Annotated in this window: 8 protein-coding genes; 7 read left to right on the top strand and 1 reads right to left on the bottom strand. The window is 68.0% G+C overall.

All coding sequences use genetic code 11. From position 1 onward, the window contains the following. Positions 1–163 precede the first annotated feature (163 nt). From GFD21_RS09640 to GFD21_RS09650, 3 genes are all read left to right on the top strand, one after another. Positions 164–2278, top strand: coding sequence for a RecQ family ATP-dependent DNA helicase (locus tag GFD21_RS09640; RefSeq protein WP_163197758.1), 2115 nt, complete (start codon positions 164–166; stop codon positions 2276–2278). A gap of 381 nt (positions 2279–2659) precedes the next feature. Further along, positions 2660–3151, top strand: a complete 492-nt coding sequence (locus GFD21_RS09645; protein ID WP_163197759.1) for an S-ribosylhomocysteine lyase — start codon at positions 2660–2662, stop codon at positions 3149–3151. 750 nt (positions 3152–3901) lie between these two features. Continuing rightward, positions 3902–4387: a GNAT family N-acetyltransferase gene (locus GFD21_RS09650; protein WP_163197799.1), complete on the top strand. Its 486-nt coding sequence runs from the start codon at positions 3902–3904 to the stop codon at positions 4385–4387. Between the two features lie 335 nt (positions 4388–4722). On the opposite strand, the gene GFD21_RS09655 is transcribed toward GFD21_RS09650, so the two are convergent. Beyond that, positions 4723–6186, bottom strand: a complete 1464-nt coding sequence (locus GFD21_RS09655; RefSeq protein ID WP_163197760.1) for an amino acid permease — start codon at positions 6184–6186, stop codon at positions 4723–4725. A 341-nt stretch (positions 6187–6527) separates the two neighbouring features. On the opposite strand from GFD21_RS09655, the gene alr reads away from it, so the two are divergent. The 4 genes from alr to pdxS all read left to right on the top strand — a co-directional run bounded on the left by alr (position 6528) and on the right by pdxS (position 12754). Continuing rightward, complete coding sequence (alr, locus tag GFD21_RS09660; protein WP_163197761.1) at positions 6528–7886, top strand: alanine racemase; 1359 nt, start codon at positions 6528–6530, stop codon at positions 7884–7886. Between the two features lie 204 nt (positions 7887–8090). Beyond that, positions 8091–9383, top strand: coding sequence for a deoxyguanosinetriphosphate triphosphohydrolase (locus tag GFD21_RS09665; protein WP_163197762.1), 1293 nt, complete (start codon positions 8091–8093; stop codon positions 9381–9383). 172 nt (positions 9384–9555) lie between these two features. Next, complete coding sequence (gene dnaG, locus GFD21_RS09670) at positions 9556–11661, top strand: DNA primase (protein ID WP_163197763.1); 2106 nt, start codon at positions 9556–9558, stop codon at positions 11659–11661. Between the two features lie 217 nt (positions 11662–11878). Then, complete coding sequence (gene pdxS, locus GFD21_RS09675) at positions 11879–12754, top strand: pyridoxal 5'-phosphate synthase lyase subunit PdxS (protein WP_163197764.1); 876 nt, start codon at positions 11879–11881, stop codon at positions 12752–12754. The last annotated feature ends 4 nt before the right edge of the window (positions 12755–12758 follow it).

A 12758-nucleotide genomic window follows, 5' to 3' on the forward strand; every position in this document is an offset into this window, starting at 1 on the left:
TGCGGCGGACATGCCATGGTGCGGTAATCATCCCATGGTGCGGTCTCGCGCAACGGCGTTATTCCGCCGTTGTGGAGAAAACGTGTCGCCGCACCATGGGAAGGGCCGCGCCAGGGGAGAGGCCGCGGGCCGGTCGCACGGCATGGGTGCGATGCGGGGATGTATGGTGGGAACCATGACTGGACAGACGGCGGACATGCATGCGGCGGCCTTGGCCGCGCTCGGACGGTACTTCGGCTACGAATCGTTCCGCCCCGGGCAGTCCGGCGTGGTCGACGCGCTCCTGCGCGGACACGACGTGCTCGCCGTCATGCCCACCGGCGCCGGCAAATCCTTGTGCTACCAGATCCCGGCCGCCCTGCTGCCCGGCGTCGCCATCGTCATCTCGCCGCTCATCTCCCTCATGCAGGACCAGGTCGACGCGCTCAACGACGTGGGGCTTCCGGCCGCGTTCGTCAACGGCATGCAGACGCCGGACGAGCAGTCCATGACGCTCGCCCAGGCGTCCGCCGGCCAGGTGAAGCTCCTCTACGTGGCCCCGGAACGCCTCGAAACCGGCCGGTTCCGCGACTTCGCCGCACGCACCCCGATCGCGCTCGTCGCCGTCGACGAGGCGCACTGCGTCTCCCAATGGGGACAGGACTTCCGATCCTCGTACCTCGCCATCGGCGACTTCATCCGCTCGCTGCCGCGCCGCCCGGTCGTCGGCGCGTTCACCGCCACCGCCACCGAGAAGGTTCGGCGCGACATCGTCGGCCTTCTCGGCCTCGACGCGCCCCGGGTGACCGTCACCGGATTCGACCGTCCCAACCTGTACTTCGACGTCATCGCCATGGAGCGCAAACGCAAGGCCGCATGGATCGCCGACTACGTGGCTGCGCACCCCGGCGATTCCGGCATCGTGTACTGCGCCACGCGCAAGGAGACCGAGGCGCTCGCCGACACGTTGAACCGGGCGGTTCCGGAACGCCGGGCCGCCGCCGGTGCGACGGCCGGGGGAGCGGGATCCGCCGGCGGCCCGGTGGCCGTCGCCTACCACGGCGGCATGAGCCCGGAGGCGCGCGGGCGGGCGCAACGCGACTTCGTCACCGACCGGGTGCCGGTCGTCGTCGCCACGAACGCGTTCGGCATGGGCATCGACAAGTCCAACGTGCGCTACGTGATCCACCACAACATGCCCGAATCCATCGAGGCGTACTACCAGGAGGCGGGCCGCGCCGGCCGCGACGGCGAACCCAGCCGGTGCGCGCTGCTGTGGAACGAGTCCGACATCGTCACACGCCGCCGCCTGCTCGACTCGGACAACGACAACGAGCGCATGACCCCCGAGGAGCAGGAGATCGCGCGACACAACCGCCGCCGCCTGCTCGACGGTATGATCGGCTACTGCCGCACCACCGAATGCCTCCACCGGTACATGACCCGCTACTTCGGCCAGGAGGACGGGTCGGTGTCCGGGGCAGGCACCGGTGCGGCGACGGCCGGCGCGCCGGGCAAGTGCGGTGCGTGCGCGAACTGCGAACGCACGTTCACCACCGTCGACGTGACCGACATCGCGCGCAACATCAGCCGTTGCGTGCACGACGTCATGTTCGAGCACGACGAACAGGGGCATGAGACCACCCCCACGCCGGTGCGTCGCGGGCTCGGATCCGGCAAGATCGTGAGGATCCTGCGCGGCTCGCAGGCGCAGGACCTCGCCTGGCTCGCCCCGGAGCGCATGCCGAGCTTCGGCACGCTCAAGGACGTGCCGGAGGCGCGCGTACGCGACGTGCTCAGCCAGATGACCACCGACGGCTATCTGACCGTCGGCGACGGCAGGTTGCCGCTCGTCGGATTCGGCCCGCGCGCCGCCGAAACCGTCGCCCCCGACTTCCGCTACGAGATCAAGCGCGTGGACCGCCGCTCCGACCGCACGGCCGATGGGGGAGCCGACGGTAGGACGCGGCGCTTGGGCGTGGGCGGCGGCGTGCCGTCCTCCACCGTGTTCGGTTCGGCCGGCACCGTCGGACCGGTCGATGCCGATGCGTACGTGCCCTCGGACGAGGAGGACGCGCTGTTCGAGCGTCTTCGCGCCCTGCGCCGCACCATCGCGCAGGAGATCGGCAAACCCCCGTACATCGTCTTCTCCGACCGCGCGCTGCGCGACATGGCGCGCATCCGGCCGGTCACCGACGCCCAGTTCCTCGCCGTCAACGGTGTGGGCGAACGCAAGCTCGAACGCTATGGCAGACGGTTCATGGACGAGATCGCGGCGTACGGCGCGCAGGGAGCGTGACCGTCGGGCAGAGGATGTGACCGTCAGGCAAGGGATGTGACTGTCGGGCAAGGGATGTGACCGTCGGGCGGGAGACGCGGCTGAGGGGCAAGGATGTGACCGTCGGGCAAGGGACGCGGCCGACGGGCGGCCGGTGCGTCTTCCGCGCGCCCGGACGGCGGGCCGCCGTGTCGTCCGCGCGTACCGTATGCGTGCCGCATGGTCGTGCGCGCCGCATCGTGCCGCGCGGTCGTGCGCGCGACGGATGTGCATGCGTATGAAGACGTCTATAAGGAACGTCTATAACGCCGACGAAGCCTGACGACCCCGTCTCCACGGTCCGCGACTAGGATGGGCGGCGGATGCGTCGCATGGCGATGTGCGACACGGAAAGGAACGAACATGGCTGACAAGACCGACAAGCCCGTGGTGGAAAGCTTCCAGCTCGACCATACGAAGGTGAAGGCGCCGTACGTGCGCTACATCGACACGGAGAAGGGTCCGCACGGCGACGTGATCTCCAACTACGACCTGCGCCTCGTGCAGCCGAACGAGAACGCCATCCCGACGGCCGGGCTGCACACCATCGAGCACACGATCGCCGTGCTGCTGCGCGAGCGCATCGACGGCTACATCGACTGTTCGCCGTTCGGCTGCCGCACCGGCTTCCACCTGCTCACCTGGGGCGAGCATCCCACCGAGGAGATCGCCAAAGCGCTCAAGGAGTCGCTCGAGTTCATCGCCTACAAGGCCACGTGGGACGACGTGCCCGCCACCACGATCGAAAGCTGCGGCAACTACCGCGACCACAGCCTGTTCACCGCGAAGGAATGGTGCAAGGACATCCTCGCCAAGGGCATCAGCTCCGACCCGTTCGAACGCAAGGTCGTCTGACCGGAGGGGACCGGGTGCCGGGGTACCCGGCGGATGGTGTCCGGAGGACATCCCGCAGGTGAGGCCGGGGATATCGTACTTGGGGCATGTGTCCCGCGTGCGATATCCCCGGCCTTACCATTTCAAGCCGGAGAAACCGGAACCGGGGGAATTCTCTGGAATACGTTTCCTCCGGCTTCATCGTTTTGGGCCGGGGAATCGTACTTGAGGGAACCTGGTGGAATACGTTTCCTTCGGTCTCTCCGGTTCAAGCCGGAGAAACCGGAACCGGGGGAGTCCCTTGGAATACGTTTCCTCCGGTTCTGCCTTCTTTGGCCGGAGGGAACGTACTCGGGGGATTTGATGGAATACGTTTCCTTCGGTCTGCCCGCGTGGAACCGGGGAGACCGTATATGCCGGCATGCGGCCGCCCGCTGTCCGCGTGCATGATGCCATGCGGGATATCGGGCGACCGCATTGTGGAGACTCCAGCCACGTCACGGGGGACCCGACCGTACTACCGGGAAACCCGGCCGTGTTGGAAGGCTCCGGTCGTATCGGAAGGCTCCGACCGTATCATGAACAACCTCAGCCGTATCACGGGAAGCCTCCGGCCGCATCACAGGAAACCCGCGGTGTTTGTGAGGCGGGCATGGTAGCGTAACGCGTCAGTTGACCCGTTTCCGATTCAATCGCCGTGCGCCCGGCCGCACGGACGTGAGGTGTGCCGTGGAGTCCAATACGCAGTCCCGTCGTTTCCGTCACGCGACCATGCGCGACCTGCCGCAGATGCTCAAGGTCTACGCGCACGCCCGCGAGCTCATGGCCCGCAACGGCAACCCCACGCAATGGGGGAACACGTTCCCGCGCGAATCGGTGGTGAGGGACGACATCGCCAACCAGCGCACCATGCTGCTGGTCGACATGAAGGACGGCCACGAGCGCATCCTCGCGCAGTTCGCCCTATGCCCGGGCGAGGACCCCACCTACGCGCGCATCGACGGGGCGTGGCTCGACGACGACACGTACGTGACCATCCACCGCATCGCCTCGTCCGGGCTGGTGCGCCATGCCGCGCGCGACTGCATCACCTGGGCGCTCAAGCACTACGGCAACGTGCGCGCCGACACGCATCCGAACAACAAGGCCATGCAGCACGTGCTCGAGACCAGCGGGTTCGCCCGTTGCGGCCTCATCCAGCTGCTCGACCGGCCGACGGACACCACCAGGATCGCCTACCAGCGCCACGAGTGGTAGGGGCATCGGAATAACGGGGTGTCATCCGGGGTGTCATCAGCGTCGCTCGGCCGCGATGCCTTCATGCCGTTCCCCCTCGGCATATTCCGTTGCCGCCCGTGGTATTCCGATGATTCCGGTAATCCCGTTGCCGATGCCGGTTTAAATCGCGGAAGGGGAGTATCGGAACGAGGGGATTCCCGCTGTTCCCGATCGCGGATACGACATGGATACGACATGGATACGGGAAAGCCCCTTGATGCAAATCGAGGGGCTTTCCCTATTTCGTCATGCTCGTTCACCATGGATGCGTCAGACATCGCCGATACATCCATGGTGAACGAGCATGACGAACGTCACCGCGCTTCCGCGGGGGAGGCGACTTGCGGGGTTTCGGCGTCGTCCGTGGCCTCCAGCTTGGAGTGGCGGCGGCTGTAGCCGAAGTAGACGGCCAGGCCGATGGCCAGCCAGATCGCGAACCGCACCCAGGTCTCCCAGTTCAGGCCGGCGATGAACACCAGGCAGAAGATGATGGACAGCGCAGGCACGACCGGCACGCCCGGCGCCTTGAACCCGCGGTGCGCGTCCGGGGCGGTCTTGCGCATCCACAGCACGCCGGCGGAGACGATGATGAACGCGGACAGCGTGCCGATGTTCACCAGCTCGAACAGGATGTTGATGTTGATGAAGCCGCCGGCGATCGCGGTGAGGATGCCGAAGAACCAGGTGCCCTTGAACGGCGTGCGGTGCTTCGGGTGCACCTCGCTGAAGAACTTCGGGAACAGGCCGTCGCGGCCCATCGCGTAGCAGATGCGCGACTGGCCGTACAGCTGCACGAGCATCACCGTGGTCATGCCGACGAGCGCGCCGATGTTGACGACCACGGCCAGCCAGTTCATGCCGGTGTACAGGATCACGCCGGCGACCGGGGCGTCGATGAACTTCGCGAACTCCTGGTAGGGCACGATGCCGGTCATCACCAGCGTCATGATGATGTAGATCACCGTGGAGACGGCGAGCGACAGGAGGATGCCACGCGGCAGCGTCTTGTTCGGCTCGATGGTCTCCTCGGCGGAGGAGGACACGGCGTCGAAGCCGATGAAGCTGAAGAACACGATGGACGCGGCCGGCAGGATGCCGTACGGCTGGGTGGAGCCGGGCTGGAACGTGTAGATGCCGTACGGGGAGAACGGCTGCCAGTTGGACGGCTTGACGTACCACACGGCGCAGATGATGAACAGAGCGATGATCGCGAGCTTGATCATCACCATGATGTCGTTGGTCTTCTTCGTCTGGTTGATGCCCACGGACAGCACCCAGGTGATGAGCAGCACGACCACGAAGCCGGGCAGGTTGAAATAGGTGGTCACGCCGGGCGTGGTGCCGTATGCGGCGGTCAGTTCGACCGGCAGGCTCAGGCCGAAGCCTTCGAGCAGCTTGTTGAAGTAGCCGGCCCAGCCCGCGGACACGGTGGCCGCCTGCAACGCGTATTCGAGGATGAGGTTCCAGCCGATCACGAACGCGATGAGTTCGCCGAACGCCAGATACGCGTACGAGTAGGCGGAGCCGGACACCGGCGCCATCGACGCGAACTCGGCGTAGCACAGGCCCGCGAAACCGCAGCAGATGGCGGCCAGCAGGAACGAGACGGACAGCGCCGGGCCGGCGGTGAGCGCGCCCTTGCCGGTGAGTACGAAGATGCCGGTGCCGATGATGGCGCCGATGCCGAGCATCGTCAGGTCGAAGGTGCGCATCGTGCGCTTGAGCGGGGTGGAATCGGCGACAAGCTGATCCACCGTTTTCTTACGGAACAGATTCATGGTCTTCTCTCATGAATTAGTGGAATGGGGCTTGGCCGGACGGAATTCCGGGACCCCGACACGCCTCAACGCCGGGAGTCTGAACTATGGGCGGCACGATGCCTCCGCGCCGTGCAGGGGGACGAAGTGGCCTGCGGGCAAACGGCTCGTGAACCGCGTAACCGCCGAGTATAGGGCGACCCGGGGAAAAGCGGCGCCGCGCGTCTCACGATGCGTCCGTCATGCGAAAAACGGGTCGTAGTGTGGAAGCCGATCCGTGATGCGGGGACGCGCAAACCTCGCGTGTCGGCATGTGGGCGCGAAAACGGACTCGTCACAACGCCGCGCGACAATGGGGCACCATGAGTATGAACGCAGCTCCCGAAATCGAATTCAGCTCCCAGGCGGGCAGGGCCAACTACGCGGCCGCCCGTCGCCGCTACCCCGCGCAGGCCATCGTCGACCTCAAGGCCCTGCGCGACAACATGGCGCATCTGGTGAGCGTGGTCGGCGGCCCCCACTCCGGCACCGCCGTGATGGGCGTGGTCAAGGCCGACGCCTACGGCCACGGCCTGCTGCCCGCCGCGCTCGCCGCGCTCGCCGGCGGCGCCACCTGGCTCGGCACCGCCCAGTCGCATGAGGCGCTGCTCCTGCGCAAGCTCGGCATCGGCCCCGACCGCTGCCACATCCTCACGTGGGTCTACAACGGCACGGAGGTCCCGTTCGACGAGCTCATCGCCAACGACATCGACGTGTCCGTCGGTTCGCTGCCCGGCATCGACGCGGTGGCCGAGGCCGCCCGCAAGCTCGGCAAGACGGCGCGCGTGCACGTGAAGGTCGACTCCGGCTTCGGACGCAACGGCTTCACGCCGGAGGGCTTCGACGCGGCGCTCGCCAGGCTCGTCCCGCTCGCCAAGGAGGGCGTGCTGCATATCGTCGGCCAGTGGAGCCACCTCGCCGTGGCCGATTCGCCGGACGTGCCCGAGTTCGTCGCCTCCACCGACCGCCAGATCGAGAACTTCAAGGCGTTCACCGCCCGCATGGAGAAGGCGGGCATCGCCCCCGAGATCCGTCACCTCGCGAACACCGCGGCCACGCTGTCCCGCCCCGAGATCCACTTCGAACTCACCCGCCCGGGCATCGGCCTGTACGGCTACGAGCCGGATCCGGCGATGGGCACGCCGTCCAGCTACGCGTTGAAGCCGGCCATGCGCCTGCAGGCGCAGCTCGGCACCGTCAAGGACGTGGAGGCCGGCCACGGCATCTCCTACGGCCGCACCTACCTCACCCCGGACGACACCTCCACCGCGATCGTGCCGCTCGGCTACGCGGACGGCATCCACCGCTCCGCCTCCGGATTCGACATGCAGGGCGCCAAGCACGTGGAGAAGCCGGGCGGCCCGGTGCGCGTGATGACCGCCGAAGGGCCGAAGCTGTACCGCGTCTCCGGCCGCGTGTGCATGGACCAGTTCATCCTCGACCTGCACGGTTCGGCCGCCGCGCTCGACGTGCATGAGGGCGACACCGTGGAACTGTTCGGCCCGGGCCGCGGCGAGGAGTTCGCCGAGCCGACCGCCGACGACTGGGCCCGCGCCGCCGACACCATCAGCTACGAGATCTTCACCTGCCTGCGCAACCGCATCCCGCGCCTGTACGAGCACGCCGCCGAGGTGCTGCCCGCCGACGATCTCGCCAGGCTCGACCCGGCGTCGCTGCTGTAACGGCTGCTGTAACGGTTCCTCGTAAGCGGTGCCGTCCGGAGGCTCCGGACGTCCCGGATTCTCGAAGCGAACGCCGATCCCGAGAATCCGGGACGCTGAGTGGATCCAAGCGTCCGGTTTTCTCGAGCTTCCGGGACATGAACCGTGGCGGCGGAACCCAAGGAACCACCCGCCGGTAGGGGAACCGCGGGTAGGATGGGCGGCATGGAGACGACACGGGACGGGGAACCGGTATTGAGCGGCGAAGGCTACACCGCCTTCGACGAGGAACGCTGGGCCCCCGAGGCGCCCAAATCGAAGACGCGCACCGCGTTCGAACGCGACCGCGCCCGACTCATCCACTCATCCGCATTGCGCCGCCTCGGCGCGAAAAGCCAGGTGCTCGTCGCCGGCACCGACGACTTCGCCCGCACCCGCCTCACCCACACGCTCGAGGTCGCGCAGATCGGCCGCCAGATCGGCAAACTGCTCGGCTGCGACCCGGACGTGGTCGACTGCGCGTGCCTCGCCCACGACCTCGGCCACCCGCCGTTCGGCCACAACGGCGAACAGGCGCTGGCCCGCATCGCCGCGGGGATCGGCGGCTTCGAAGGCAACGCGCAGACCCTGCGCCTGCTCACCCGTCTCGAACCGAAGGTCCTCCACCCCGACGGGCGCCCCGCCGGCGTGAACCTCACGCGCGCCTCGCTCGACGCTGCCGTCAAATACCCGTGGACGCTCGCCGAAGCCCCCGAATACGCGCGCCTCACCGGCGTCAAACCCACCAAGTTCTGCGTCTACCCGGACGACGAGGACGTGTTCCGCTGGCTCAAGACCGGCGCCCCCAAAGCCGTGAAGCCGATGGAATGCCAGGTGATGGACCTCGCCGACGACATCGCCTACTCGGTGCACGACGTGGAGGACGCGATCGCCACCGGCGCGTTCGACCCCTCGGCCCTCTCGAACGTGCGCACGCTCGACGCCATCGTCGAGGACACGCGCGCCTGGTACGGCGAACGGTGGGACCCGGACGGGCTGCTCGCCGCGTTCGCCCGGCTCTCCCGGCTCGGCCTGTTCCCCGAACGCTTCGACGGTTCGCGAAGGGACCTGGCCAGACTCAAGAACATCACCTCCGACCTGATCGGACGGTTCGCGTGGAGCGTGGAAAGCGCCACCCGCGAAGCCCACGGCCCCGGCCCGCTCACCCGGTACTCGGCCAACGTGGTCATCCCCGGGGAGACCTCCTACGAGATCGTGGCGCTCAAGGGCGTGGCCGTGCATTTCGTCATGGCGCCGCGCCAGCGCGAGCCGCTGCATCGCGAGGAGCAGCGAATCGTCGAGGACCTCGTCGACGTGCTCATGAGCGAATCCCCGCGCCCCTCCGACGTGCTCGAAAGCCAGTTCCTCGACGACTGGCGCGAGGCCGGCGATGACGACGGCCGCCTGCGCGTCGCCGTCGACCAGGTCGCCTCCCTCACCGACGCCTCCGCCCTCGCTCTCCACTCCATCCTGTGCTGACCCGGCGTTCCCGTTGTGCGGGGGACGGACGGCATATGCGGGGCGCGACCGTAGGCTTGGCCGAACGGCCTGGAGTGTGTCGCGCCCCGCATATGCCATCCGGCCCTCCGGCATACAAGGACGGGACGTCCCATCGGCCGGGCGATCCCACGGTGGGGTAGGGTAGAGGGTTATGGCCGGAATGATCAAGAAGGAAGACGTGGAGAAGGTGCGCGCCGCCGCGGACCTGTACGACATCGTATCCGCATCCGTCTCGCTCAAGCCCTCCGGCACCGGCACGTACGTCGGCCTGTGCCCGTTCCACGACGAGAAGACCGGCAGCTTCAACGTGCGCCCCGCGCTCGGCGTCTGGCACTGCTTCGGCTGCGGCCTGGGCGGCGACGTGTTCAAATTCGTCGAACAGCAGGAGAACATCGACTTCCGCGAGGCCGTCGAACTGCTCGCGGACAAGTACCACATCGAACTGCATTACGAGCAGAGCGGCACGGGGCGCGCCGACGGGCATTCCGGCTCGAAGCGCGCGCGCCTGCTCGAGGCCAACGAGGAGGCGCAGCGCTTCTTCGTCTCCCAGATCATGACCAAGGAGGCGCTCGCCGCCCGCAAGCTCCTCGGCGGGCGCACGTTCAGCCAGGCCGACTGCGAACGCTTCGGCTGCGGATACGCGCCGCAGGGGTGGGACAACCTCGTGCGCCATCTCGCGTCGAAGGGCTTCACCCAGCAGGAGATGCTCGACGCGGGCCTCGCGCGTCAGGGCCAGCGCGGCGTCTACGACTATTTCCGCGGCCGCGTCACCTGGCCGATCCGCGATTCGACCGGCCGTACGCTCGGCTTCGGCGCCCGCAAGCTGTACGAGGACGACCAGATCGCCGCGAAGTACATCAACACGCCGGACACGCAGCTGTACCGCAAGAACCAGGTGCTCTACGGCATCGACCTGGCGAAGAAGGCGATCGTGAAGAAGCGACAGGTGGTGATCGTCGAGGGGTACACGGACGTGATGGCCATGCACCTGGCCGGCGTGGACACGGCGATCGCCACGTGCGGCACCGCGTTCGGCGCCGAGCACGCGAAGATCGTGCGCCGTCTCATCGCCGACGATTCGCTCGGCGCGGTCCAGCTGGTGGGGCCGTTGAAGGTCGAGGGCCAGCCGCTGAGCTCGCGCATCGTGTTCACGTTCGACGGCGACGCCGCCGGGCAGAAGGCCGCGCTGCACGCGTTCGGCCTCGATTCGGCGTTCCTGTCGCAGACGTTCGTCGCCGTGGCGGACGACAACCTCGACCCGTGCGATTTGAGGATCGAACGCGGCGACGAGGCGGTGCGCTCGCTCATCGGGCATGCGAAACCGCTCTACGATTTCGTCATCGACGCGGCGATCGGCCGGTTCGACACGTCGTACACGACCGGGCAGATGGGCGCGGTCAAGGCGGTGGCGCCGCTGGTGGCGCAGATCCGCGACCGGTCGCTGCTCGACATCTACACGCGCAAGGCGACGCGCCGCATCGGCGTGGACCTGGACATCATGCGCCGCGAGGTGAACCAGGCGCGCCGGCGGCTGCATGTGCGCGACGAGGACGCGTACGCGCAGCGGCGCCGGTTCAACGCCGGTCCGGAACGCCGTGCGGACCCGGGCGCGGACCCGTACGCCAACCCGGCGGCGCGCCGCGCGCTCGAACGCCGCGACGCCGCCGAACAGACGTATTTCCGCATCGACGACGCCGTGTTCATCGCCGAACAGCAGTTCATGGCCGTGCTCATCCAGATCCCACGCGCCATCGACCCGTCGTGGTTCGGCGAACTGACGCTCGCGAACTTCATGACCCCGGTGTTCCGCACCCTGTTCCAGGCGGTGGCCGCCGCCGGCGGACTGCCCGGGGACGGTACCCCGCAGGGGCTGTGGATGCACAATCTCACCAAGGCGGGCGGGCCGATGCTCGAATCGACGATCAACGAACTGGCGGTCATGCCGTTGCCGTTGCCCGCCGACGGACGCCCGGCCTCCGGCGGCGGGGACGGGGACGGTTCCGGCGGCGCGGATCCGGGCGGCGGCCATGCCGACGAGCGGCTGCGGCCCGCCACCAAGGCGGAGCGCCGGTACGCCGCGGAACTGCTCGCCAAACTGCTCGACATGGGGCTCATGCGCCGCATCGGCGCGTCCCGGCGACGGATGGCGATGCTGCCGGACGGCGAGGAGAAGATCGCGCTGCTCGGCGAGGTGACCCGCATGGAGACCGCGCGCAAGGACCTGCAGTCCCAGGTGTACGGCAACAACATCGGCTGACGGCGGCCGGCATCGGCCGGCCCGGCTCGGCGGGTCCTGCGGGTCGGACGGGGAGGGCCGTCGCGGCCCCGGCAAGGATTGGACCGGTCGGAAAACCCGCGATTGGCCCCATCCAAATTGGACCGGTTTGGACCGGGCCGCGTGCGTGCGCCCGATAATGGTCGGCGAAACCGTCCGGCAGGGGCCGGACGCACGCGGACATACGAAGGGAACACCGATGACGCAGAACCGTGCCGAACTCAACCGCAACCTCGCCCAGATGCTCAAGGGCGGCGTGATCATGGACGTGACCACGCCCGAACAGGCGAAGATCGCCCAGGACGCCGGCGCCTGCGCCGTCATGGCGCTCGAACGCATCCCCGCCGACATCCGCGCCGCCGGCGGCGTGAGCCGCATGAGCGACCCGGCCATGATCAAGGGCATCCAGGAGGCCGTGTCCATCCCGGTCATGGCGAAGGTGCGCATCGGCCACATCGCCGAGGCCCGCATCCTGCAGGCCATCGACATCGACTACATCGACGAGTCCGAGGTGCTCTCCCCGGCCGACGACGTCTACCACATCGACAAGAACCGGTTCGACGTGCCGTTCGTGTGCGGTGCGAAGAACCTCGGCGAGGCGCTGCGCCGCATCGCCGAAGGTGCGGCCATGATCCGCACCAAGGGCGAGCCGGGCACTGGCGACGTGATCCAGGCCGTGCGCCACATGCGCACAATGAACAAGCAGATCCACGAGCTCGTCTCCCTGCGCGACGACGAGGTGTACGAGGCGGCCAAGCAGCTCGCCGTGCCGTACGACCTCGCCAGGTACGTGCACGACAACGGACGTCTGCCCGTCGTCAACTTCGCCGCCGGCGGCGTCGCCACCCCGGCCGACGCGGCCCTGATGATGGAGCTCGGCGCCGAGGGCGTGTTCGTCGGCTCCGGCATCTTCAAGTCCGGCGACCCGGCCAAGCGCGCCGCCGCCATCGTCAAGGCGACCGCCAACTGGCAGGACGCCGACCTGCTCGCCAGGCTCTCCGAGAACCTCGGCGAGGCCATGGTCGGCATCAACGAGGACGAGATCCAGACCATCATGGCCGCCCGAGGCGAGTGAGACC

Origin of the sequence: Bifidobacterium platyrrhinorum (assembly GCF_010667645.1) — a bacterium.
Classification (GTDB): domain Bacteria; phylum Actinomycetota; class Actinomycetes; order Actinomycetales; family Bifidobacteriaceae; genus Bifidobacterium; species Bifidobacterium platyrrhinorum.